Below are 25177 nucleotides of genomic sequence, written 5' to 3' on the forward strand. Positions count from 1 at the left end.
GTTACAGCGCGGCGAGCACGCGTTCGAGCTGCTGGCGAATCTCGGGAATCGTCTGCGTCGCGTCGACGATCGCGAAGCGGTGCGGCGCCTCTTCCGCGCGCCGCAGGTATTCGCTGCGCGTGCGGCTGAAGAACGCGTCGGATTCGCTTTCGAACTTGTCGGGCATGCGCGCGGCGCCGCGGCGCTCGCTGGCGACGTGCGGCGCGACATCGAACAGCACCGTGAGGTCGGGCTGGAAACCGCCCTGCACCCAGCGTTCGAGCGTCTCGAGCTTGTCGCGCGGCAGCCCGCGGCCGCCGCCCTGGTACGCGAACGTCGCGTCGGTGAAGCGGTCGGACACGACCCAGTTGCCGCGCGCGAGCGCCGGCTCGATCACGAGCGCGAGGTGCTCGCGGCGCGCGGCGAACATCAACAGCGCTTCCGTCTCGAGATCCATGGGCTGGTTCAGCAGGATCTCGCGCAGCTTCTCGCCGAGCTGCGTGCCGCCCGGCTCGCGGGTGACGACAACCTGCCGGCCGGCCGCGCTCAGCTTGCCCTGGAGACGTTCGCAGAACCATTGCAGGTGGGTGGTCTTCCCCGCCCCGTCGATGCCTTCGAACGTGATGAATTTACCGCTCGCCATTATTGACCTCGTATGTACTTGTCCACGGCCTTGTTGTGGTCGCCGAGCGTATCCGAGAACACGCTCGTGCCGTCGCCCTTCGCGACGAAATAGAGCGCGCTCGTCGGTGCCGGATTGATCGCCGCCTGCAATGCGGCGACGCCCGGCAGCGCGATCGGCGTCGGCGGCAGGCCGCGTCTCGTGTAGGTATTGTAAGGAGTGTCGGCCTGCAGGTCGCGCTTGCGCAGGCGGCCGTCGTATGCGTCGCCGAGCCCGTAGATCACCGACGGATCGGTCTGCAGCGGCATGCCGATGCGCAACCGGTTCGCGAACACGGCCGCGACGAACGCGCGGTCGGCCGCGTGGCCCGTTTCCTTCTCGACGATCGACGCGATCGTCAGCGCTTCGTAAGGCGTCTTGTACGGCAGCCCCGGTACGCGGGCGGCCCATGCCTCGTCGAGGCGCGTCTGCATCAGGCGGTACGCGCGCCGGTAGATGTTCAGGTCGCTCGTGCCCTTGTCGAACAGGTAGGTATCGGGGAAGAACAGCCCCTCGCCGCTGCCGCGCTGCACGGCGTTGTCCGACGCGCCGATCGCGCGCAGCAGCTCGGCGTCGCTCATCCCGGCTGTCGCGTGCGCCAGATCGGGGTTTGCGTCGAGCTCCGCGCGCATCCGCTTGAAGGTCCAGCCTTCGATGACCGTGGCGACGTACTCGTTCACGTCGCCGCGCGCGATCTTCTGCAGCACGTCGTAAGGCGTGATGCCGGTCTTGAACTCGTAGTTGCCGGACTTGAGCCGGCTCGACAGGCCGAGCACGCGCGTCATCGCGACGAAACCGAGCGGCTCGACCGGCACGCCGCCGCGCTTGAGCTGCAGCGCGACGCTCTTCACGCTGCTGCGCGGCTTGATCGTGACGTCGAGCGATGCCGAGCCCAGCAACAGCGGCCGGGTCGCCCAGTAATACCCGCCGCCCGCGCCGGCAGCGGCCACAACGACGGCCAGCGCCACGATCGTCGCGGCGCATTTCTTCAGTAGGGACATGGAAACGTGACTCAGGTAAGACCCATATAATACTTGCTCGCCTTCGTCAAAGTCAGGGTTGACTGTTCCCTCATTCCATGAGCACACCGTTCGCTTCACCGGCTGCCCAGGCCGCATCTGCCTCGCTCCCCGTTTTCCCCCGCCCGTCCGCCGCCGATTTCGATGCGCCGGGCGCCTGCATGCCGCTGCCGCAGTTCGGCGTGATCGACGTGGCCGGCGACGATGCCGCGACGTTCCTGCACAGCCAGCTCACCAACGATATCGAGCACCTCGATGCCGCGAGCGCGCGGCTGTCCGGCTATTGCTCGCCGAAGGGGCGCCTCCTCGGGTCGTTCCTCACGTGGCGTGCCGGCCACGGCGTGCGCCTGCTCGTGTCGAAGGACGTGCAGCCCGCTGTGCAGAAGCGGCTGTCGATGTTCGTGCTGCGCGCGAAGGCAAAGCTGTCTGATGCGAGCGACACGCTCGCGGTGGCGGGCTTCGCGGGCGACGTGCGCGACGCGCTGTCGGGCATCTTCGATGCGCTGCCGGACGGCGTGCACGTGAAGGTCGACGGCCCGGCCGGTGCGCTGATCCGCGTGCCCGATGCGGCCGGCCGCAAACGCTATCTGTGGATCGGCCCGCGCGCCGAAGTCGACGCGCGCCTCGCCGCGCTCGCCGGCACGCTGCCCGTCGTGTCGCCGGCCGTGTGGGACTGGCTCGACGTGCGCGCGGGCGAACCGCGCATCACGCAGCCGGCCGTCGAACAGTTCGTGCCGCAGATGGTCAACTTCGACGTGATCGGCGCCGTTAACTTCAGGAAAGGGTGCTACCCGGGCCAGGAAATCGTCGCACGCAGCCAGTACCGCGGCACGATCAAGCGCCGCACCGCGCTCGCGCACGTCGCCGGCGAGACCGATACCGTGCATGCCGGCGTCGAGCTGTTCCACAGCGACGACCCGGGCCAGCCGTGCGGAATGATCGTCAACGCGGCGGCCGCGCCGGCGGGCGGCGTCGATGCGCTCGTCGAGATCAAGCTCGCCGCGCTCGACAACGGCACGGTGCACCTCGGTTCGGCCGACGGCCCGGTGCTCGCATTCGACGCACTGCCGTACGCGTGGCCGACGGAAGTGTGATGCACTGACAACCTGTTCGCGTGCCGGCTCGCGAGTCGCAGCCGGCACGCGATGTTTCCTGCGAGAGATTCGCCCGATGTGTCTGATTGCCTTCGACTGGCAGCCCGATGCCGCCGCCGGTCCCGTCTTCACCCTCGCCGCCAATCGCGACGAGTTCTTTCGCCGGACCAGTGCGCCGCTCTCGTGGTGGGAGGATGTGCCGGGCGTACTGGCCGGCCGCGATCTCGAAGCGGGCGGCACGTGGCTCGGCGTATCGCGCGACGGCCGCTTCGCCGCGCTGACGAATTACCGCGCGCCGTTCGACATCCGCGCGGGTGCGCCGACCCGCGGCAAGCTCGTGTCCGACTTCCTCGGCGGCCCGTCCGTCGCCCCGCTCGATTATCTCGGGCAGTTGGCCGAGCATGCGGCCGTGTACAACGGCTTCAATCTGCTCGTCGGCGACTGGCGGCGGCGCGAACTCGCGTGGTTCTGCAATCGTGCGCCCGAAGGTGAAAGCGGTGTCGCCGCGCCCGTCGCGATCACGCCGGGCGTGCATGCGCTGTCGAATGCGCGGCTCGATACGCCCTGGCCGAAAGTGGTGCGCAAGCGCGCCGAACTCGGCACGCTGCTCACCGACAATCCGACCCCGTCGCTCGACGAACTGATCGCGCTGATGCGCGACCCGCATGTCGCGGACGACGACGCGCTGCCGCACACGGGCATTCCGATCGAGCGCGAACGCGCGCTGTCGGCCGCGTTCATCGAGACGCCCGAATACGGCACGCGCGGCACGACCGCGCTGCGCGTCACGATGAAGGAAGGCGTGCGGCTGACGGTCGAGATCAAGGAACGCAGCGACGACGACGGCTCGCACCGCACCGTCCGCCCGGGCACGTTCGAGCGTGCGTTCACGTACGACCTCGACGCGGCGCGGCCGCGCTGAGCACACGCCTGTCGCGCTACGGTGCGCGCGTCATCTCGACGTGCGGCACCCCGGCTTCGACGAACGGTTCGTCGACCGTCGCGAAGCCGTGCCGCAGATAGAACGACACCGCCGAATCCTGCGCGTAAAGCCGCACGGCGGCTTCGCCGCGGCGGCGCGCGGCATCCAGCAGCGCATCCAGCACGGCTGACCCGACGCCCTGCCCGCGCACGTCGGCCAGCACCGCGACACGGCCGATCATGCCGGACGGCAGCAGCCTCCCGGTCGCAACCGCGCGGCGCATGCCGGTCGCCGCGTCGATCCGGTACGCCACCGCATGCAGCGACAGCGGATCGTCGTCGTCGAGTTCCCATTCCGGCGGAATCTGCTGCTCGCGCACGAACACCGCGTCGCGGATCCGCGCGGCGTCGCCGCCCAATACCGTCCAGTCGCCCGTTTCCACCACGCCGTCCGTCATCGCAGCCTCCGTGCGGCACGCGCGCCTTCAGGCGCCCGCGCCCGTCAAACGTCGTCGAATGCAGCCTTCAGCGCCGCGACCGCATCGGCATGCGCGGCCCGTACCTCCGGTACGTAGCCGCCCATCTTGAAGAATTCGTGGATCATCCCCGGATAGCAGACCAGCGTGACCGCGTTGCCGGCCGCGCGCAACTTCTCCGCATACGCCGCGCCCTCGTCGCCCAGCGGATCGAATTCGGCCGTCGCGATCCACGCCGGCGCGACGCCCGCGAACGACGGCGCACCGCGCGTGCCGTCGAGCGGCGCGAACCGCCAGTCGTCGCGGTCGGACCGATCGCGCACGTATTGCGTGAAGAACCACTGGATCGTGTCCTGCGTCAGCAGGTAGCCGTTCGCGAGCCGCGCGTGCGATTCGGTGTCCTGATAGCCTGTCACGCCCGGATAGATCAGCAACTGCAGCGCCAGGCGAATGCCCGCGTCACGCGCGAGCACCGCGCAGACAGTCGCGAGCGTGCCGCCCGCGCTATCGCCGCCGACCGCCAGCCTCGCGGCGTCGATGCCGAACGTGGCGGCCTCGCGATGCAGCCACTGCAATGCGTCGTCGGCATCGTTCACGGCCGTCGGAAACCGGTGCTCGGGCGCGAGCCGGTAGCCGACCGACAGCACCGCGCACTGCGCATCGCGCGCGAACATCCGGCACAGCGCATCGTGCGTGTCGACGCTGCCGACCGTGAAGCCGCCGCCGTGGTAGTACACGAGCGCGGGCAGCGGCTCCGCGAGGCTCGGCTCGACCGGCAGGTACAGCCGCGCACCGATCGTGCGGCCGTCGCGCGTCGGCACCACGCATTCCTCCACCGAATGCATCGGCGCCGGCGCGACGTCGAGAATCGGCGCGCTCTTCTCGTACGCGGCGCGCGCCTGCTGCGGCGTCTGGTGGTGATAGGACGGACGTTTCGCGCGCTCGATCATGTCGAGCACCTGGGCGATCTTTGGATTCAGCGGCATCGGTATGGACGGCGCCGGTGCGGCGTCGTGAACGGACAAGCGTGACATGATGCCACGCGCGCGCCGGGCGGGCGTGGCGCGCGAGGTACCGGAATCCCCTGCTGCAAAACAAACGGCCCTGCCTCATTCAAGAGACAGGGCCGTGCGGGTCGCCGCTTACGCGTCGCTCGGGCCGGGCTGGGCGTCCGGCACCGTGCGCGAGCGCTGCCGCTTGATGTCGCGGCCAACCGCCAGCCGCCGCATGTACTTGAACGTTCCGAGCGCCTTCGCGACGAAATTGCCGTCGCTGTCGCGCACTTCGCCTTCGCAGTATGCCATCGTCGTCGAGCGGTGCATCACGCGCCCGTAGGCGCGCAACTCGCCGCGGCCCGGCTGCATGAAGTTCACCTTCATCTCGACCGTGACGACGCCGATGCCATCGTCGGTCAGGCTGCGCGCCGCCATCGCGAGCGCGATGTCCGCGAGCGTCATCGTCACGCCGCCGTGCGCGATGCTCCACGTGTTCATGTGACGCTCTTCGAGCGGCAGCACGATCTCGCTTGCCCCGTCCTTCGCGGACACGAGCTGCACGCCGAGCATATCGACGAACGGGCTTTCGATCGACGGGCCTTCCGTCGGGGTTGCCGCGTCGCTCATCGTACGCTGTCGACGATGTAGTCGACGCACTCGCGCGATTCGGCCACCGCGACGACGAACTTCTTCACTTCCTGGTGAACCGGGTGCACCTGGTATGCGTCGAGCGCCGCCTTGTCCGCGAAATCGGACACGAGCACGATGTCGGCGGTCGCGTCGAGGCCCGGCGTCGCCACGCCGACGTCGATCTGCAGCGTGCCCGGCACGAGGTCGCGGCAGCCTTCGAGCTTTTCCTTCAGCTTCAGCGCGTTCTGTGCGCGCGTCGCGCCTTCGGCCGATTCCTTCAACTTCCACATGACAATATGTCGGATCACTTCGTTCGCTCCAGTTCGTGTTGGTTCGCTAGTTTCCCAAAAACCCTTACCAGTTGGGCATTCCACGCCCTCCCACTGTTCGCTTGCGTTCGCCGGAAATCGTGTCCAGCCAAGAAAAAAGGGGGTATAAAAGGGGGTATCATTTCGATCATTCAGAGACGATACCCCCTTTTTCACCGTGCCACTTACCGACATCAAGATCCGACAAGCGAAGGCAGGCAACAAGCCTACCAAACTTACCGACGGCAATGGACTGTATCTGTTGGTGAAGCCGTCCGGCTCCAAGCTTTGGCGATACAAGTACCGAATTGCAGGGAAGGAGAATCTCTTCGCGATCGGCGAGTACCCCACCATCAGCCTTCAAGACGCACGCGCAGCGCGTGACGATGCCCGCGAACTCGTCAAGAAGGGACTGCACCCGTCACATGCGCGACAGGAAATGCTGTCGGCGCGTATCGACGAAGGCAAAGCAACTTTTCGAGCAGTCAGCGACGAGTGGCTTGAGAAGAAGCGGAAGACTTGGACCGAGCGACACTTTGGCGAGATTCTGCGCATGCTCGAAGCCGATGCGTACCCGTTCATCGGGAACCGCCCCATGCGCTCTGTTACCGCCCATGACGTGCTTGCTTTGATGCGTCGCGTCGAAGAGCGCGGCTCGCCTTCCGTGGCGATCAAACTGCGCCAGTACGTGTCCAACGTATTCCGATATGCGGTGATCACCCTGCGAGCCGATACTGATCCCGCATCGGTGCTGCGTGGCTCGGTCCTGAAACCCCCGACCGAGAATGCTCGGGCGTTGAGCCGTGAAGAACTGAAGACGCTCTTTCGCCAGCTTCCTACCTACAAGAGCAGACGAACCGCGATTGCGATTCGATTGCTGATGATGCTGTTTCCGCGAACGATCGAGCTTTGCCGGGCGCGATGGGAAGAGATAGACCTGGGAACCGCCGAATGGAAGGTACCCCCGGAGAAAATCAAATCACGACGCCTGCACATCGTTCCGCTTCCCAAGCAAGCGCTAGGATTGCTGCGCGAACTGCAGGAGATGTATGGGAATCGCGGGTACATCCTCCCGATTCTCCATAGCAATCGAACGCGTCCACACATGAGTCGCGCCACGATCAATCGGGCAATCGACTACATGGTTCCGAACAACCCCGAACCGATAACTGGTCATGACTTTCGAGCAACCGCGTCGACCAACCTCCATGAAATGGGATGGAAGGACGAAGTCGTTGAAATGCAGTTGTCGCACAAGGACAAGGACAGGACTCGCTCGACGTATAACCATGCAAAGTACTTACCGGAACGTCGGGAGATGATGCAAGTGTGGGCGAACTGGCTCGACGACGTCGAGGAAGAGGCACGCGAACACGGGGGTATTGCAAGCGCATCCATCAATGACCGATGATGCAGCAGTACCTGCACTTTATCTAACAAGGCTTCACGCACAAACCTACGCCAAAACCTACGCTCGCCTTTTTTGAAGTTCCTCGGCTAATGACCCAGTGCGGCCGCCTCTTTTTCCCAACACCGGTCATTGCGTAAGAATCAGCTGCTGTTGAGGCGAGTGAACTAATGACCACAGCGATTCAAATGCTTGATCGGCATTTCTAGGAATTATTGATTCGTTAGCCAGACGTTCAAGGTCCTCACAGGTAACAATATAAATTCCCTTACTAGATGCAATTTCCTCGTCCGTCAAAGCCTCGCGCTTCATAGTTGTGACGACGACTGGCAGAACTTTTAAATGCGGGTTTCCCGTCTGCTCCAGCTTCTCTAACAAAGCAGCTGATCGAGCAAGTAGCTTGGATAACTTTCCATTGTTATTGATGGCACCGGTCGTACATTCAATAACCGCGACGTTACCATTCGGGCTGACGGCCACCAGATCGGCCGCATCAGTCGTAAAATGACTCGAAAGCGGATTTACAGCGAAGCCATACATGAACATGAGGTTACCCACTCCCGCCTCAAGTATTCGAGCGTCTTGTCTATGAAATTTCGTATCAAACAGAGATTTCTTGGTTCCATCAAGATCCGGATCGAATACCTCGTGCATCGAGCGACGGACGTTCGCAGAATTGTCAGGATCAGTAATCCAACCCTGGTGAATCCAACGATTTCCATACGATGCAAATGCCTGAACGACCGATCCTTTTGGCACATCGATGTCGACAGAACCAACAACTACATCATCTCCGTCGTCAGACCACGTTAGCTGGCTCGAATCAAACGCCCCTCGTTCAATCGCCCTCCGATCTGGGGCTTGCACCCGATAGCCGAGCCTTGCCTGCGTAAGATCGACTCCCTTTGCAACACGAATAATCAAATTCGCGACACCATTTTTTATACGTGCGCGACCACCAAGATCTACGGCGACGACTCCCTCTGCTGTTACATCAAGAGAACAGACATCCCATCTCAAAGGGTATAAATTCAATTCACCTGCCAATTCAACGATTGAGTCGTACGGTGTCACTCCTGACCGAAGATCACCCTGGAATTCAGCTATGCGATTTTGGAAAACGTGAGAACCAGTCGAAATACACATTCGCAATGGATGAATGATTGGCGTATAAAAATTTGACGGTAATTTCTCAAGATGAATAGAGAAGTTACTATTAATTGGTTCGTAGCTCCCAAATTGCATACGCCCAATTGGGGTTTCTATTCCATCGCCTCGCAATGCTGAGATCAGGCTAACATAGTCAACGCCGAGTTTCGACAAGGGTACCGAGCATCCGCAAATAGACGATGTTTTGACGGTGAGGTCCGGTAACGATTGATTTACGACTGGATAGCTGACGTGTCCTTGAGCAAGCTCTAGACCGTTCGATCCATCAATCGCAATAAAACTGAATTTTGCATACTTGTAAGCAGCGGCACAGGCCGCATACAGCGATGAGAATTCGTCCAACTTCTGCTGCTCATGGGGAAGTAATGGTTGCATTTCCGGCCTCTCCGACTTGTACAAATGTCGCCTCTAAGCAGATCTTTCGGCACTTCTTTTCGAACATTGCTAACGATCTCGAAGCGGATACCGAGTGACAGTTTATGGCCGATACTAGATGGAGCCGGCCATGATTGCGTCTACTTCACAATACTAGCCTGCTTGATAACCCAGATGTGATGAACAGAAAAACGCTCGTCGCCACACTCAAAATAGCCTTGCCCCACAAACCGCGCTTGATCCTTACCAATGCCGAAGATTTTTTTGGGATCTTGTATTCCCGACGTCTTGGTTCGATCATGCATCCAGTCGCTATACCTCTGAGTTAGCTCTTCGGAAAAAGTGAATTCTCCATTTTCGCCTTCGATACAGCATCCATGAGTTCGTAACTGCTTAATGCCTTTGAGCAACTGAAGCTTCTCTCTCGTCACCGGAAAAAATTCAGCAGACCCCGTAACACGATCCAAGTGAACTCGATCGATCACGGCAGCGAGCTTGAGCCTGCTATGCGAATTTGCCAGGCACGTGATGAAATCTTGTGTCGTGAGTCCAAAATCCAAGAATGCCCAATATGTCAGGAGTAGCGCAATTTTTGACTCGGCACGGATGACGCGAGGAAACTGTTCCTGCTCCAAACCGTGGTCGTCACCATGCGCTACTCTGTTGCGGATCTTCTTGATCAGCGCGAATTCAGAGTCCGATAGGTTGATTATTTTCACGATATCAGCATCCACGGCTGCAATCGCCAGACGATACTTGTCTTCCAAATTGAGGTTTTCCGACGCAAACGCTTCGCTCGCGATCTCAACAATTTTCTCTCGCTGCTCAGCCGGTATGACTGATAGCTCGTTCGCAAGATGCAACCGGAATTTATTGATCTTTTTCGAAGAAGGCGGTTGAGAATCCGGCGATTTCTCTCCGACAAACCGAATAGCCAGATAACTATCTAGAAGACTAAAATACCCCAGCGCCTTGTATTCCCAAAATCCGTCGTATCGCTGCATCCCTGCTAGCCGAACCCAACATATCTTTCTGTATTTGGATCTGTAGTAGCAATCGAAAAGCGATTGCCATCGTCCGTCCAAAGCGGGTTGCTGAATAAAGCATTGAACCCAGAAACTACGATCATCTTTGTCCCGTTCGGGGCGCTCGAACGTGGGAAAATGAACACGACGAAAGCGGTCAGACTCCCGTGAAACCGTGACACTTGCGATGGTTGCTGGATATGCAAGCAGAATGGAAAGAAGACACGAGAGTTCATGCGTCTTTGCCTTTACATCTGCGAGACTGAACTGGCTAGCCTTCGCAGAAAACACGAATTCTACATGCTCATGCAGGACGAGGTCCTCGCCCTGCTGGCTGCGAGAGGCACAATACTCACTTCGTAAGTCGAAATTATCTTCGCATGTTTTGACAGTGACGTCGATATCCTTAGGAATTCGCTCCCAACTCAGGGTTTCACCAACTGAGCCGCTAACCGTCCGCCAGCGAAGAAACCATTCGGACACGTCGCTGTACCGTACAGAGATTAAGTTGAACTCCGCTTTGCTCAAATCACCCTCGATCACATAATCTGCGAAGAGAGTAACGTCGTTAGTCTCACAATTGCAGAGACAAAATGTGGATCCTTCGCTTGTTATAGCTTTAACGAGATCAAATTTCGCGTTATCGGTGCGCAACTCCGGAGCATTGTTTGAGATCGAGAGGTTGACGCAGGCCCATTGATTGCCTCCGAAAGACAGAACCCCCGATCCTAGTCGACCGAATCGATCGTGATGCAATTCGACGTCGAACTGCTTCCGCTCCAGATCGTGGCCATTTTTTGGCATAACGCGCTCTCACTCAGATTTACATAAATTCTATGTCCATTTCAGGATCACATTGTTCCAGATCCTCGACAGTATTGGTAACCGACTCAGTTATCTCGTCATCCAAAGCGTTGCGATCTGTCACTTCACACGCAGCGTAAGTACCCTGCGCTTGTGCTGCCTGCCTCGAACGGCCATATCCACTCCGTTCGTTGTGCGGAAATTCTTGCATTTTGCTTCCCTTGGTGCGTACGCGAGCGCAAGTTACTTTGGTTCCGCAACCATCTTATCGGCTGAATACAGTCGCAACATCACGCGTGCGGCCTCAGTGTTCGTCGTGTGCAGCCATTCCTCATAGTCAGTCGAGCGCAATATAACCACCGACCGTTTCTCGTCGCCGGGCTTGTGCAGCTTCAAGCATGGATCCGTTCCATCACATCACGCGAAACATCCGTCGCCCAATAACATATCTAAGTCCAGACCTGATCCTCAGTCAGCATCAGATCAGGTTTGAAATCATTTTCTTGTGATTTCATCAAGGACCGTGAGTGACTCACAGCAGATGCGCTGTTAAAAACGAAGCAGACATTCGGCGGGCGTCAGTCATCGAATGCGAACGGCGCATCAGGATTTTTTCCCTTTTTTAGCATATCGCACTCGCGAACGAACTGACTGGCCGCAGGTTCCCACTGTTCGGCGACCTTTCCGTCAGCCAGGAGCGCCGATATTCTGGTTGCCATAGCTTGAACGTCGGCATACGGCGCAAGCTTTTTGGGATTGACCCGAATGCGAAAGCGCAACGCGTGTTCGCCGACGGTGTTAGAGGGACTGGTCGTCATATGCGAGGCGATGAGCTTCAACAATCCATCGTCCGATGCTGCTGCCTGGGCCCACCATGCCGCAGTCTCTGCGTCTCCACCCCAATGCCGCCAGCTACTAAGTAATGAGTCAATCGACGGATGGTCAATAAATCCCGGAGCAACAGAGGACTGACGAATCTTGCGCAGCCATACTTCCTTGAGTTCGTTGCATTCTGCCATCGTCAACAGTACCTCTCGCCCACCATCACGGGCCCCTTCTGCCCGATCGTATAGTGACCCAAACAGGAATTCCCCGCATCTCAGCGCGTTGCCTGCTGTGAAGGTTTCTGTTAAGAGTTGCAGTCGCCGCGTCGCATCGCACTTCTTCAGAAGCTGGTACGCGATTCGGGTAACTCGAGCCTCATTGCCGAAATCGAACTCACCGGGCACGATGTCAGTTGGAATCACCAGTTCATCTCCAACCATCATCAACGCGCGAATAACAGGCTCAGCGTTGTCTGCTGTCAAGTCACTTGGTATGTGGTCCAAAAACCGTTCGAGCAGGTCTCTAACTTTGGAGATGCCATTCGGGCGCTTTTGCTGTGCCGCTTGCCGTAACGCAGACGCAAATGCTTCACTGTCATCGACCGATTCGAGCAACGCGTCGACCTCTGCTCGCGATACAGCGCCAGCGGGTAATGAAAGGCGAAAGTACGTTGGAAATACCTCAGGTGAACAGACGCGCAGCTCACGTCTCCATTGAAGCGCCGAATCCGCGGAGTAGTGCATATTCGACCACACGGACTCAAGACGTGGGAACAAGCGCTGCATTAGGTCTTTAGTCGATTCTTGAAGTGCTTCCGGAAGCTTGGCTAACCACGCGTCATGAAAGGCGATCGCAGAATTTCTTTCGTGTCCGTTGTCCACTGCATGATATCCGGTGAACTGTTCCGGGGTCATTCGAACCGCGTCGTAGGCGCCGGGAAGAAAAACGCGCAAGCACTCAACTGCGATGAAGTCCACCGGATTCACTTCACCCAAAACAGCAGGGTACGTCACACTTAACGAATTGGTCAGGCGAACGATGTCCCGTGGCACTTGAAACAGCGGGTCAAGGCCGTCGAAAAACACGTTCGTCCAGTACGACGAATCAAAGCGCCCCTCAGGTGTTCCCACCATCACTGCGTCTAGCCTTACAAACAGCGCTCTACGCAACGTCTCGCGGTCGACACGCGGGAGCTCGAACGGGACCTGTATGATTTTCTCGAGGTAGCGTTCTCCGGGCAATCCCGTCTGCTCGCTGATGGCTGCACTTGCGACATCGCGGTCGAAAGCGAGTAAGTAGGTGACGTATGGAAAGTCCGCCAAGGCCTTGATGACTGTGAAGAGCTGGCGCACTTCTTCCGGCGTAAGACGATCAATGTCGTCTACAACAACGAGTACGCGCTTACGCTGTTCACGTAGCAGCTTCGAAAGCGCTGTCTTCAATGCTGGAACGTCTTTCGGCTTTCGCGCCACAAGCTTCGTGCCTGAGCGGAATATACCGCCAAACCATCCGTGGCCGGTCGCTGTCGCGACGACATCTACAATCCCGCCGACTGCCTCCGAAAACTCACCGATTTTGTCTGCTACGGCTTTAAAGCCCGCGAATTTTTCGGGCAAGATGGCTTGAAGCTGACTGAGGAACGCCTTAGCGAGGTTCTCTTGACCCGAAAACCACCAGGGATTGAACCGTACAACTACAGGGCGCTCAGCCTCGGGGCTTTCCCCAAGGTAGTGTTCTACATACGACAGAACTGTAGATTTTCCGGAACCCCATGGGCCGAACAGTGCAAGCACAATTCCATCGGTTGCAGTTTGACGACGGATCGCGTTGGCGAGTGAACGTGCAAACGACGAGTGATCGAAAAGGTCGTCTGCGGGGTTGGACAGGGGGCGATCGGACGAGAGGTCAGACACGCTGGCTCCAAGTAATGAGATCCGTCGGTAGGACACGCACGCGTGTCCTCGCCATTGTAGCCGCCGAACGTCTGCTTTCTGGGATCCGATCGGGCGTCTCCTTTTCGCTGCCAATAACTGCCCCTCGCCTCAGCAACAGCGACCAGACGGCGACGAATGCAGTCGAACTGACTCAACCGTCCACGTGGCGCCAAGGTAAGTCGCTCCAGCACACGAAAAAGGGGGTATCAGAGGGGTATCGAACCTCACTTCCCCGACCAACTCCTTTATAAATCAGCGATTTATGGTCTGCAATATCATTGCAACTTCCACATGACGATATGTCTGATCACTTCGTTCGCTCCTGTTCGTGTTGGTTCGGCGATTGGCCTGTCACCCTTGGCAGTCGGGCACTTTACACCCTTCCACCGTTCGCTCGCGTTCGCCCGACATCGTGCCCGGCCTCAAGCGCCGGCAAGCACGCGCAAGCGAGAAGCCTACCAAACTTGCCGACGCACGACGGACGATATCTCGAGAACCCCGGCGAACATGACCGACCGGCGGCGCCGACCGGTGTGTGGTGTGACGCGAACGATCAATCGATGACCGCGATCGCATCGACTTCGATCAGGTAGCCGGGGGACAGCGTCGCGACACCGAGCACCACGTCCGCCGGCTTGTGATCGCCGAACAGCGCCACCCGGGCGTTTTCAATAATCGACAAGCATGCGTCGCGTTCGTAATTGACGACGTAGATCGTGATCCTGGCGACCTGCTCGGGCCGCGCTCCGGCAGCAGCGAGTGCCCGGCCGAGATTGCCGAACACCTGGCGCGCCTGCCCAGCAAAATCACCGCGCCCGACCAGCTCGCCATGTATGTCCTCGGGCTCCTGGCCCGAGATGAACACCATCTTGCTCCCCGTCGCGACAACGACCTGAGTGTACGTTTGCGGAACGGGCAAATCCTTGGGATTGATGCATTCGAGTGTCATCGATCAGGCCTCCTGTGATGGTCAAATTCCAACATTCAACAAAGGCTTGCAAGGGTCCAAGGGAATCGCCCATGCCTGGAAATTCGCAACAGGTCCCCACGATCCGAATCGCGGCGTGACAGGCCGTTCCGACCGATTCGCGCAACAAATGCTAGCAGACGGCGGGACATGTCCAGCCTGCGTTGCACGAGACAGACTGAATCTCGGCACGGGAGAAGCCGTTGCGAGCCGGGACAGCCGGCAAGCGCAACACAGGTGCCGCCGATTCGGCTGGAACAAACGCGCCGCCTTCTGTTGAATCGCGGGAATGCGGGTTGCTCGGCTTCGCGCGCGCCGCATCCGCGTATCCCGGCCTTTCACGACAGCGGCCGACATGAGCGCGACGATTCCTTTCCTGTCCGGCATCAATCGCCGGAATGAAACGTCATTGCCGATCGTTTCACCACCGCAAATCCGGATTGCATTACCCGAATCCGTCAAATCGCACATTTTACCGATTAAGCGAGTAATAATTGCGATCGGTTTTTCATTCACTATTCGAAAAATACAAAATGCCATTGACGTCGACTTTCCCGTAAATTTAGAATCCCCTACAACGGCTTACGTTTCATTTTCTTCCGCCACGCAAGATGCGCCATTCGCCCGCGCGAAGGTGCTTCGCATCACCTTTCCCTTGCTGCATCGAGGTGGCAGTTCTGCCGCTCCCGCTTTCCGCATTCACGATCCAGTCGTTTATTTCTGTCCGGTTTGCTTTTTCAACAAGCACTCATCCCGAATTAATTCCACCCATTCGCCGGAATGGCTGCGACATGAGACCAAACGGACCAAAGATCCGTTGATTCGAACATCCAGATAAAAATCGCCATTCACCAGGAGGGACATCAACATGCATCGCCTTGCGAAGTCGCTGTGTCTCGGGCTCGTCTGCGCCAGCCTGCTCGCAGCCTGCAACGACGACGACGTCCAGTCGAACAGCCCGCCGTCGAACCAGGCCGCGCTGTCGTTCCGCATGGACACCGGCGGCCAGATCAACGCGTTCTACCGGCAGGACAAGGTCGCCGCGCACCTGCTGGTGCGCTCGTCGACGAAGCCGCGCCTGCTCGTGGTTTTCCCCGCCGGCAACAGCGGCACGGGGCTGTGGTTCGACGACACCGCGCAGCCGGTGAACTGGAGCCTCGACACATCCCCGTCCGCGCTGTCGGCGCCCGACGCGCGCGGGCGCCCGCTGTACGGCATCGGCGCCGATGTGTCGGTCGATACGAATACGCTGACGATCCGCCAGGGCGTACTCAGCAACGTGCGCTTCCTGCGCGACTTCAACGGCGGCGCGACGATTCCACAGCAGATCCTCACCGCGCCGACGGTCCAGGGCAGCGCCGTGCAATGGCAACGCGACCGGATCGACGGCGCGCCCGGCTATTCGCTGCGCATCACGCTGCGCGACGGCGGCAGCATCACGCCTGCAGCCGGCGGCAAGCTCGTGCTGAACGCGCCGGCGGGCTCGCACACGCTGAAGCTGCACGTCGATGCACTGTCGGGCGAGACGCCGTTGTCGCCGATCGCGCACGCCGACCTGTTCGCCCCGTCCGTGAACCCCGACCCGGTCAGCCAGAACGTGCTCGAATTCCTGAGCTTCAACGACAAGCTGCTGGCCGGTTCGTGGCAGTACGACACGTACTTCGGCCGCGACACGCTGATCTCGGTCCGCATGCTGATGCCCGTGCTCGAACCGGCGGCGATCGAGGCTGGCCTGTCGTCGGTGCTGAGCCGGCTGTCGGTCGACGGCAAGGTCGCGCACGAGGAAGGCATCGGCGAATTCGCGCTGATCGACAACCAGAAGAACGGGCGGCCGAACGATCCGACGCCGACTTACGACTACAAGATGATCGACAGCGACTACCTGCTCGCGCCGATCGCGGCCGCATGGCTGGTCGACGATACGCGCGGCCAGGCGCGTGCGGCCGCGTATCTCGCGCAGCGCGGCAGCGACGGCCAGACCAACGGCAGCCGCCTCGTCGTCAACCTGCTGCACGTCGCGACGACCGCGCAACCGTTCGCGCAGCAGCCGTCGGTCGCGAACCTGATCCACCTGCGGCCGGGCGAGATCGTCGGCAACTGGCGCGACAGCACCGACGGGCTCGGCGGCGGCGTCTACCCGTACGACGTGAACGCGGTGCTCGTTCCGGCCGCGCTGCGCGCGGCGAACGCGTTCCTCGCGCACGGCCTGCTCGATCCGTATCTGGATGCCGGGCAACGTGCGACGCTCGCCAACACGGCAACCGAAGCGGCCACATGGGAAACGCAGGCGCCGCCGCTGTTCCAGGTCAGCGTGCCGGCCGCGCAGGCGGCCACCGACGTGTCGGCCTATGCGCCGTCCGCCGGCGTGCCGGCTGGTGCCGCCCCGGGCGCGCCGCTGGCGTTCTACGCACTGTCGCTCGATCAGCAGGGCAATCCGATTCCGGTGATGAACTCCGACGGCGGTTTCGCACTGCTGTTCGGCACGCCGCCGGACGACCAGTTGCAGCGGATCGTCACCGACGTCACGCGACCGTTCCCGACCGGGCTCGTAACCGATGCCGGGATGCTGATCGCGAACCCGGCGTATGCAACCCAGTCGCTGTGGCCGAAGTTCACGAGCTCCGCGTATCACGGCACGGTGATCTGGTCGTGGCAGCAGGCGATGTGGGTGGCCGGGCTCGATCGCCAGCTCGCACGGCAGGACCTGTCGGCCACGACACGCACGCTGCTCACGCAGGTGCGGCAGACGATCTGGCAGGTGATCTCGAACGGCCGCGACATGCGGACGTCGGAAATGTGGACGTGGTCCTACGTGAACGGCAAATACCAGACCGATGCATTCGGCACACGCAGCGCGGATGCGACCGAAGCCAACGCGGCACAGCTCTGGAGTACGACGTATCTCGCGATCCGCGATCCGCAGCAGCGCGCGGGCAAGTACTGGTGGCAGGCGTCGCAGCAGATGCAGGACGAGCAGCAGAAGAATGCGACCGCGGCGGCGTCACGCTAGCGCATCGCCTGCCGCAGACTGGCCGCCATGCAAAAACCCCGGGGGTGCCCCCGGGGCTTCCGAGGAAATCGGATTACCGCGACACCACGCGGTTGCGCCCTTCCCGCTTCGCCTGGTACAGCCGCTCGTCGACCACCCGCAGCAACGTATCGACCGTGCTGCCATCGACACCGTATTGCGCGACGCCGACGCTGACCGTCACCTGCACGCGCTTGAAGTCCAGCCCGAACGGCGAACTCGCGATCGACGAACGCACGCGCTCGGCCGTCATCCGCGCGCCTTCGAGCGGCATCTCCGGCAGCAGCGCCATGAACTCCTCGCCGCCGACCCGCGCGAGGCTGCCCGCCGGCCGGATCGCCTCGAGGCACTGGCGCACGACGCCGCGCAGCACCTCGTCGCCGATCTGGTGCCCGTATGCATCGTTGATGTTCTTGAAATTGTCGAGATCGAGCGTGAGCAGGCAGAACGGCGTGCCGTCGCGCTCGGCCCGTACCATCTCGCGCTCGACCTGCGCGATGAACTGCCGGCGGTTCGACGCGCCCGTCATCGGATCGGTCGCCGCCATGTACTCGAGCTTCTGGTTCGTGCGCCGCAGTTCCTGCAGCGCGCTCTCGGTACGCGCCATCGATTCCGACAGCCGGCTCATCAGGTCTTCCTGGCTGTAGATCGCCGAGAACGAGCGCGTCGTCTGCAGTGCCTGCACGACACCGTAGCTGAGCAGGAAGAATCCGCCCGCGAAAATCGCGTGCGCGAGCCACCACATGTGATTCCACGGCTTGCCGAGAATGAACGCGAGCGACGACAGCGCGAACGCCATGATCGACACGCCATAGATCACCATCAGCGGCGAACGGATCCGCCGCGCGAGCAGCAGGCACACGTTCAGCAGCGAGAACACCAGCGCGCCGCCTTCCATCGACAGCCGCGTGCCCAGCGCGCCCGCGACCGGCGAATACGCGATGTACGCAACGGCCACGTTGACGATCACGAAGAACACGATCCACGGCAGCCATGTCCGCGTGCTCGTGCGCTTCTCGATCCGGTCGGGCGGGCGCGAGTACGACAGCAGGCCCGTGAGCAACAGAATCGACATCACGAGCCGCGACGCGGGCCCGTACAGCAGGAACAGCCAGATGTTGTGGTGCGCCATCCCGGTGAACGCACCGTGCAGCGCATAGATCATCGCGAAGCCGAGAAAGCCGAGCGTCAGCCAGCGCAGCAGCGGCTCGCCGGACGACCGGTAGCATACCCACGTCACGTAGGTGACGAACGCGCCCTCGAGGGTGGCCGCCGCAATCGCGATTTCATGGAATACGTGGCTCTCGAACACGACGCCCGGGTCGCTGAAGAACCACAGGTAGGCAATCAGATACGCGGGCAGCAACGCGAATCCGATCAGCAGGCATTTCGCGTAGAGCCTCGCGGCCGCGCTGACGACGCGCGGCGGCTCCCCGGCTGCATAGGTCGTACTCATTCGGTCCCCGATCGGTCTGCTGCATGGGTTCGAGCCTTCGCGGCACGGATCGCGCGACGCACGATCCTGCCCATCGTGCCGAAAGGCAAATGTCAGAGCAAGTATAGGTGGGGCAATTCGTTTGACAAGTAAGGGGAAACGGCATTGCGGGGCGCATGCCTTTTGCTTCCCGATCGTTGCGAATCGCGGCACAGACGTGCCGATTCGCATCGCGGCCGCGAACGTCGCCGAAGCGAACCCGCGGCCGCGACGCAGTCAAAGATCAGAGGATTTCGAACAGGCCGGCCGCACCCTGCCCGCCGCCGATGCACATCGTGACGACCACGTACTTCACGCCGCGCCGCTTGCCTTCGATCAGCGCGTGACCCGTCAGGCGCGCGCCCGACACGCCGTACGGATGGCCGACCGCGATCGCGCCGCCGTTCACGTTCAACCGGTCCTCAGGAATCCCGAGCGTGTCGCGGCAGTACAGCACCTGCACCGCGAACGCTTCGTTCAGCTCCCACAGGCCGATGTCGTCGACCTTCAACCCGGCCTGCTTCAACAGCTTGGGCACGGCAAACACGGGGCCGATGCCCATCTCGTCCGGTTCGCAACCGGCCACCGCGAAGCCGCGGAACACGCCCAGCGGCTTCAGCCCTTCGCGCTGCGCGGCATCGGCGCTCATCACGACGCACGCCGACGCACCGTCCGAGAACTGGCTCGCGTTGCCGGCCGTGATCACGCCGCCCGGCACGGCCGAACGGATCTTCGACACGCCTTCGAGCGTCGTGTCGGGGCGAATGCCCTCGTCGGCCGACACCGTCACTTCCTTCGTGAACAGGCGGCCCGTCGCCTTGTCGGCGATGCCCGCGAGCACGGTGATCGGCGCGATCTCGTCACGGAAACGCCCGGCTTCCTGCGCGGCCGCGGCACGCAGCTGCGACTGCACGCCATACTCGTCCTGCCGCTCCTTCGGGATTCCGTAGCGCTTCGCGACGTTCTCGGCCGTCTGCAGCATGTTCCAGTAGATCTCGGGCTTGTGCTGGACGAGCCAGCCTTCCTGGATCATGTGCCGGTTCATCTCGTTCTGCACGCACGAGATCGATTCGACACCGCCGGCCACATACACGTCGCCCTCACCCGCAATGATCCGCTGTGCGGCCAGCGCGATGGTCTGCAGCCCCGACGAGCAGAAACGGTTCACCGTCATCCCCGGCACGGTCACGGGCAGCCCCGCGCGCAGCGCGATCTGCCGCGCGATGTTCGCGCCGGTCGCGCCTTCGGGATTCGCGCAGCCCATGATCACGTCCTCGACGCGTGCGGGGTCGAGCTTCGCGCGTTCGAGCGCGGCGGCGACCGCGTGGCCGCCGAGCGTCGCGCCGTGCGTCATGTTGAATGCACCGCGCCAGGATTTCGCCAGCGGCGTGCGTGCGGTCGATACGATTACGGCTTCGGTCATGCGAGTCTCCTTCGGTCCTGCTTCAATAGGTAAACAGACCCTGAATCGGATAGGGAATGCGCTACGCCGCCGGGCGCGCGCCCGCGGACGTCACATGCGCGACGCCCGCTGCCTGCATCTGCTGCCATGCGTGCGCGAGCGACCCGTTCAGGTCGATCGCACGGCACGCATCGTTGATCACCGCGGCTTCGAAACCGGCCGCGCGCGCATCGAGCGCCGACCACGCAACGCAATAGTCGGTCGCGAGCCCGCAGCACCACACACGCTTCGCGCCGAGCTCACGCAGGGTGCCGGCAAGCCCCGTGCGCGTCGTGCGGTCGGCTTCGACGAACGCGGAATAGCTGTCGACCTGCGCATCGCCGCCCTTGCGGATCACGAGCCGCGCGTGCGGGATGTCGAGATCGCGATGCAGCGCCGCGCCGTCGGTGTCCTGCACGCAATGCACGGGCCACAGCACCTGCTCGCCGTACGGCAGCGCGAGCGTCGAGAACGGCTCGCGGCCCGGATGGTTCGCCGCGAACGACACGTGCTCGCGCGGGTGCCAGTCCTGCGTCAGCACGACCTGGTCGAAGCGTTGCGCCAGCGCGTTGATCACCGGCACGACCGCGTCACCGTCCGGCACCGCGAGCGCGCCGCCCGGCATGAAGTCGTATTGCACGTCGATCACGAGCAGAACGTCGTCGGTGCGTTTCATTGCGTGTCTCCAGACAGGATCGGCCGCGCCGCGATACAGCGGCGTCAGCCGTTGAACCCGCGGCCGGCCTTCGCCAGTTCCGCGATCGACGGCGCGAGCTGCCATGCGTCGCCGTTCGGTGCCGCCGCATAGCGGCGAATCGCACGCTCGACGTTATAGAGGCCAACCACGTCCGCGTACAGCATCGGGCCGCCGCGCCACAGCGGGAAGCCATAGCCGGTCAGGTAGACCATATCGATGTCGGACGCCTTCGACGCGATCTTCTCCTCGAGGATCTTCGCGCCTTCGTTGACGAGCGCGAGCACCAGCCGCTCGACGATTTCGTCATCGCCGATCTTGCGCCGCTCGACGCCGCGCTCCTTCGAATACGCGACGACCAGCTCGTCGACGAGCGACGACGGCTTCGCCTTGCGATCGCCCGGCACGTAGTCGTACCAGCCGGCGCCCGTCTTCTGGCCGAAGCGGCCCTGTTCGCACAGGCGGTCGGCGATCTTCGAATACTGCAGATCGGGCTTCTCGACGTAGCGGCGCTTGCGGATCGCCCAGCCGATGTCGTTGCCGGCGAGGTCGCTCATCCGGAACGGCCCCATCGCGAAACCGAACTTCTCGATCGCACGATCGACCTGCGAAGGCAGCGCGCCTTCCTCGAGCATGAAGAGCGCCTGGCGGATGTACTGCTCGATCATCCGGTTGCCGATGAAGCCGTCGCACACACCCGACACGACCGCCGTCTTGCGGATCTTCTTCGCGACGGCCATCACGGTCGCGAGCACGTCCTTCGCGGTCTGCGCGCCGCGCACGACCTCGAGCAGCTTCATCACGTTCGCCGGGCTGAAGAAATGCATGCCGACGACATCCTGCGGGCGCTTCGTGAACGCCGCGATCTTGTCGACGTCGAGCGTCGACGTGTTGGACGCGAGGATCGCACCCGGCTTCGCGACTTCGTCGAGCTTCCTGAACACCTGCTCCTTCACGCCGAGTTCCTCGAACACGGCTTCGACGATCAGGTCGGCATCCTTCAGGTCGTCGTAGGACAGCGTCGGCGCGATCAGCGCCATGCGCGCGTCGAGCTTCTCCTGCGTGAGCTTGCCCTTCTTCACCTGCGCGTCGTAGTTCTTGCGGATCGTCGCGATGCCGCGCTCGAGCGCGTCCTGCTTCGTCTCGAGCAGCGTGACGGGCAGGCCCGCGTTGATGAAGTTCATCGCGATCCCGCCGCCCATCGTGCCCGCGCCGATCACGCCGACGCGGCGGATCTCGCGCAGCGGCGTATCGGACGGCACGTCGGGAATCTTGCTCGCCGCACGCTCGCCGAAGAACGCATGGCGCAGCGCGCGGCTTTCCGGCGTCATCATCAGCGCGACGAACCCTTCGCGCTCGGCGATGCTGCCCTTGTCGAACCCGTTCAGCACACCGGCCTCGATCGCGTCGATGCACTTGTGCGGCGCGGGGAAATTCGGTGCGGCGGCCTGCGCGGAATTGCGCGCGAACTGGATGAAGCCTGCCGCGTTCTCATGGACGATCTTGCGATCGCGCACGCGCGGATGCGGCCCCTTCTGCGCGCCGACCTTCTGCGCGAACGCGACGGCCGCGTCGAGCAGGTCGCCGTCGGCCATCTCGTCGAACAGCCCGCTCTTCGCGAGCTGCTCCGACGGCACCGGCGCGCCCGATACGATCATGTTCAGCGCGGTTTCGAGCCCCACCGCGCGCGGCAGGCGCTGCGTGCCGCCCGCGCCCGGCAACAGGCCGAGCTTCACTTCCGGCAGCGCGACCTGCGCGCCGGGCGCGGCGATGCGGTAATGCGCGCCGAGCGCGAGCTCGAGGCCGCCGCCCATCACGACGCTGTGCAGCGCCGCGACGACGGGCTTCGCGCTCGTCTCCACCGCACGGATCACGGTGTGCAGCGTCGGCTCCTGCAGCGCCTTCGGCGTGTTGAATTCGGTGATGTCCGCGCCGCCCGAGAACGCGCGGCCCGCGCCGGTCAGCACGATGGCCGCGACCGACGGATCCTGCGCGGCGCGATCGAGTGCGTCCATGACGCCCTGGCGCGTCGACAGGCCGAGCCCGTTGACGGGCGGATTGTTGAGCGTGATGACGGCCACGCCGTCGCGAGTCGAGTAATCCACTGCCATCTGCCTGCCTCCATGCATCGCGCGCCGGGTTGGCTGCGCTTCATTGTGCGCGGTCGAACAGCCGCATGTCCGGATGAACTGAGGCAGCATACAACGAAAAAGCACGGTCGTTCAATTTGAATTTTGTTCCCGATCCGGGGACGGATCAGGCGACCGGTTCGCGGGCCGTCGCCGGCCCGGGCGCCAGACTTACGGCTCGCACACCGCCGTCGGCAGCACGTAGTCGCGGAACGTCTCGCGCAGCTTCAGCTTCTGCAGCTTGCCGGTCGCGGTGTGCGGCAGCGATTCGACGAACACCACGTCGTCGGGAATCCACCATTTCGCGACCTTGCCGTCATAGAACGCGAGCAGCGTGTCGCGGCTCAGGTTCGCGCCTTCGCGCGGCACGACGACGAGCAGCGGCCGCTCGGTCCATTTCGGGTGCGCACAGGCGATGCACGCGGCTTCGGCGACACCCGGATGCGCGATCGCGACGTTCTCGATGTCGATCGAGCTGATCCACTCGCCGCCCGACTTGATCACATCCTTGCTGCGGTCGGTGATCTGCAGGAAGCCGTCGGGGTCGATCGTCGCGACGTCGCCGGTCGGGAACCAGCCGTCCGACAGCGGCGACGCATCGCCGCGAAAGTAGTGGTCGATCACCCACGGCCCGCGCACTTGCAGCTCGCCGAACGCGACGCCGTCCCACGGCAGCTCGTGGCCGTCCTCGCCGACGATGCGCATGTCGACGCCGCAGATCACGCGGCCCTGTTTCTCGAGCAGCCGGCGCTGCGCGTCGAGCGGCCGCTGCGACTGCGCCCAGTTGAGCTTCGCGAGCGTGCCGAGCGGCGACAGCTCGGTCATCCCCCACGCATGGATCACGCGCACGCCGTATTCGTCCTCGAACGTGCGCAGCATCGCGGGCGGACACGCGGAACCGCCGATCACCGTACGGTTCAGCGTCGAGAAGCGCACGCCGGCTCCGCGCATGTAGTTCAACAGGCCGAGCCACACGGTCGGCACGCCCGCGGAGAACGTCACGCGCTCGGCCTCCATCAGCTCGTACAGCGATTTCCCGTCGAGATCCTTGCCGGGCAGCACGAGCTTGCCGCCCGTCAGCGGCACCGCGTACGGCAGCCCCCACGCATTGACGTGGAACATCGGCACGACCGGCAGCACCGCGTCCATCCCCGACAGGTTCATTGCATCGGGCAGCGCGGCGCCGTATGCGTGCAGCACGGTCGAGCGATGCGAATACAGCACGCCCTTCGGGTTGCCGGTCGTGCCCGACGTGTAGCAGAGCCCCGACGCCTGCTGCTCGTCGAGCCGCGGCCAGTCGTAGCGGCCGTCCTCGGCTTCGACGAGCGTCTCGTAGCAGAGGAACGGCGTGGCGCCGGACGGCAGGTGCGCGGCGTCCGTCATCGCGATCCAGCCTTTCACGTGCGGGCACTGCGGCGCGATCGCATCGACGAGCGGCGCGAAATTGATGTCGAAGAGGACGTAGCGGTCTTCCGCGTGATTGACGATGTAGGCGATCTGCTCGGGGAACAGGCGCGGGTTGATCGTGTGGCAGACGGCGCCCATGCCGCCGATCCCGTAATACGCTTCCAGGTGCCGGTAACCGTTCCACGCCAGCGTGCCGACGCGGTCGCCGGTGTCGACGCCGAGCCGCGCAAGCGCCTGCGCCAGCTGCCTCGCGCGTCGCTCGCAATCACGGTACGTATAGCGATGCAGATCGCCTTCCACGCGCCTCGACACGATCTCCGTGTCGCCGGCGTGCCGCGCGGCATGCGAAATCAGCGAGGACACCAGCAGCGGCATGTCCATCATCTGGCCCAGCAACGGCTTACCCATCGTCT

The 25177-nt window shown here is 62.4% G+C and carries 20 protein-coding genes and 1 pseudogene; 5 read left to right on the forward strand and 16 right to left on the reverse strand.

Annotated elements, in window-relative coordinates:
* Position 1: 1 nt before the first annotated feature.
* Complete coding sequence (gene tmk / locus AC5LXK_RS10070) at positions 2-622, reverse strand: dTMP kinase (protein ID WP_493388713.1); 621 nt, start codon at positions 620-622, stop codon at positions 2-4.
* Positions 622-1641, reverse strand: a complete 1020-nt coding sequence (gene mltG, locus AC5LXK_RS10075; protein WP_493388714.1) for an endolytic transglycosylase MltG — start codon at positions 1639-1641, stop codon at positions 622-624. Before mltG ends, tmk begins: the two co-directional genes overlap by 1 nt.
* A 77-nt stretch (positions 1642-1718) precedes the next feature.
* On the opposite strand from mltG, the gene ygfZ reads away from it, so the two are divergent.
* A complete protein-coding gene (gene ygfZ / locus AC5LXK_RS10080; RefSeq protein ID WP_493388715.1) occupies positions 1719-2753 on the forward strand; it encodes a CAF17-like 4Fe-4S cluster assembly/insertion protein YgfZ in 1035 nt (344 codons plus the stop codon).
* Positions 2754-2829: 76 nt separating this feature from the next.
* Positions 2830-3675, forward strand: coding sequence for an NRDE family protein (locus AC5LXK_RS10085; protein WP_493388716.1), 846 nt, complete (start codon positions 2830-2832; stop codon positions 3673-3675).
* 16 nt (positions 3676-3691) lie between these two features.
* Here AC5LXK_RS10085 and AC5LXK_RS10090 read toward each other — a convergent pair whose 3' ends face one another.
* The 4 genes from AC5LXK_RS10090 to AC5LXK_RS10105 all read right to left on the reverse strand — a co-directional run bounded on the left by AC5LXK_RS10090 (position 3692) and on the right by AC5LXK_RS10105 (position 6083).
* On the reverse strand, positions 3692-4132 hold the full coding sequence (locus AC5LXK_RS10090) for a GNAT family N-acetyltransferase (RefSeq protein ID WP_493388717.1): 441 nt from the start codon (positions 4130-4132) through the stop codon (positions 3692-3694).
* A 44-nt stretch (positions 4133-4176) separates the two neighbouring features.
* Positions 4177-5136: an alpha/beta hydrolase gene (locus tag AC5LXK_RS10095; RefSeq protein ID WP_493388718.1), complete on the reverse strand. Its 960-nt coding sequence runs from the start codon at positions 5134-5136 to the stop codon at positions 4177-4179.
* Positions 5137-5292: 156 nt separating this feature from the next.
* Positions 5293-5772: a PaaI family thioesterase gene (locus AC5LXK_RS10100; protein WP_493388719.1), complete on the reverse strand. Its 480-nt coding sequence runs from the start codon at positions 5770-5772 to the stop codon at positions 5293-5295.
* Positions 5769-6083, reverse strand: coding sequence for a Dabb family protein (locus AC5LXK_RS10105; protein ID WP_301755306.1), 315 nt, complete (start codon positions 6081-6083; stop codon positions 5769-5771). The genes AC5LXK_RS10100 and AC5LXK_RS10105 overlap by 4 nt, the downstream gene beginning before the upstream one ends.
* A gap of 178 nt (positions 6084-6261) precedes the next feature.
* Between AC5LXK_RS10105 and AC5LXK_RS10110 the strand changes: the two genes are divergently transcribed.
* Entirely contained in the window at positions 6262-7494 is a 1233-nt protein-coding gene (locus tag AC5LXK_RS10110; protein ID WP_493388720.1) for a tyrosine-type recombinase/integrase, read from the forward strand.
* Positions 7495-7620: 126 nt separating this feature from the next.
* Here the strand turns inward: AC5LXK_RS10110 and AC5LXK_RS10115 are convergent, their stop codons facing one another.
* The 5 genes and pseudogenes from AC5LXK_RS10115 to AC5LXK_RS10135 all read right to left on the reverse strand — a co-directional run bounded on the left by AC5LXK_RS10115 (position 7621) and on the right by AC5LXK_RS10135 (position 14573).
* The gene (locus AC5LXK_RS10115; protein WP_493388721.1) at positions 7621-9036 is read right to left on the reverse strand and encodes a hypothetical protein; all 1416 of its coding nucleotides are present in this window, start codon (positions 9034-9036) and stop codon (positions 7621-7623) included.
* 140 nt (positions 9037-9176) lie between these two features.
* A complete protein-coding gene (locus tag AC5LXK_RS10120; protein WP_493388722.1) occupies positions 9177-10865 on the reverse strand; it encodes an ApeA N-terminal domain 1-containing protein in 1689 nt (562 codons plus the stop codon).
* Positions 10866-11108: 243 nt separating this feature from the next.
* A pseudogene (locus AC5LXK_RS10125) lies at positions 11109-11255 on the reverse strand (DUF159 family protein); the annotation flags it as partial.
* Positions 11256-11443: 188 nt separating this feature from the next.
* Positions 11444-13603: a KAP family P-loop NTPase fold protein gene (locus tag AC5LXK_RS10130; protein WP_493388723.1), complete on the reverse strand. Its 2160-nt coding sequence runs from the start codon at positions 13601-13603 to the stop codon at positions 11444-11446.
* Between the two features lie 574 nt (positions 13604-14177).
* Entirely contained in the window at positions 14178-14573 is a 396-nt protein-coding gene (locus AC5LXK_RS10135) for a RidA family protein (RefSeq protein ID WP_493388724.1), read from the reverse strand.
* A gap of 373 nt (positions 14574-14946) precedes the next feature.
* Between AC5LXK_RS10135 and AC5LXK_RS10140 the strand changes: the two genes are divergently transcribed.
* Positions 14947-15429 carry a hypothetical protein gene (locus tag AC5LXK_RS10140; protein ID WP_493388725.1) on the forward strand — a complete coding sequence of 161 codons (483 nt, stop codon included), beginning with the start codon at positions 14947-14949 and terminating at the stop codon, positions 15427-15429.
* A 30-nt stretch (positions 15430-15459) separates the two neighbouring features.
* On the forward strand, positions 15460-17601 hold the full coding sequence (locus tag AC5LXK_RS10145; protein WP_493388726.1) for a hypothetical protein: 2142 nt from the start codon (positions 15460-15462) through the stop codon (positions 17599-17601).
* 73 nt (positions 17602-17674) lie between these two features.
* On the opposite strand, the gene AC5LXK_RS10150 is transcribed toward AC5LXK_RS10145, so the two are convergent.
* The 5 genes from AC5LXK_RS10150 to AC5LXK_RS10170 form a co-directional block, all read right to left on the reverse strand.
* Entirely contained in the window at positions 17675-19075 is a 1401-nt protein-coding gene (locus AC5LXK_RS10150; RefSeq protein WP_493388727.1) for a sensor domain-containing diguanylate cyclase, read from the reverse strand.
* Between the two features lie 262 nt (positions 19076-19337).
* A complete protein-coding gene (locus tag AC5LXK_RS10155) occupies positions 19338-20516 on the reverse strand; it encodes an acetyl-CoA C-acyltransferase (RefSeq protein ID WP_493388728.1) in 1179 nt (392 codons plus the stop codon).
* Between the two features lie 61 nt (positions 20517-20577).
* Positions 20578-21210: a bifunctional nicotinamidase/pyrazinamidase gene (gene pncA, locus AC5LXK_RS10160; RefSeq protein WP_493388729.1), complete on the reverse strand. Its 633-nt coding sequence runs from the start codon at positions 21208-21210 to the stop codon at positions 20578-20580.
* A 44-nt stretch (positions 21211-21254) separates the two neighbouring features.
* Positions 21255-23339 carry a 3-hydroxyacyl-CoA dehydrogenase NAD-binding domain-containing protein gene (locus AC5LXK_RS10165; RefSeq protein ID WP_493388730.1) on the reverse strand — a complete coding sequence of 695 codons (2085 nt, stop codon included), beginning with the start codon at positions 23337-23339 and terminating at the stop codon, positions 21255-21257.
* 189 nt (positions 23340-23528) lie between these two features.
* Positions 23529-25172: a 3-(methylthio)propionyl-CoA ligase gene (locus tag AC5LXK_RS10170; RefSeq protein WP_493388731.1), complete on the reverse strand. Its 1644-nt coding sequence runs from the start codon at positions 25170-25172 to the stop codon at positions 23529-23531.
* Positions 25173-25177 lie beyond the last annotated feature (5 nt).

Source organism: Burkholderia pulmonis (genome assembly GCF_984667975.1).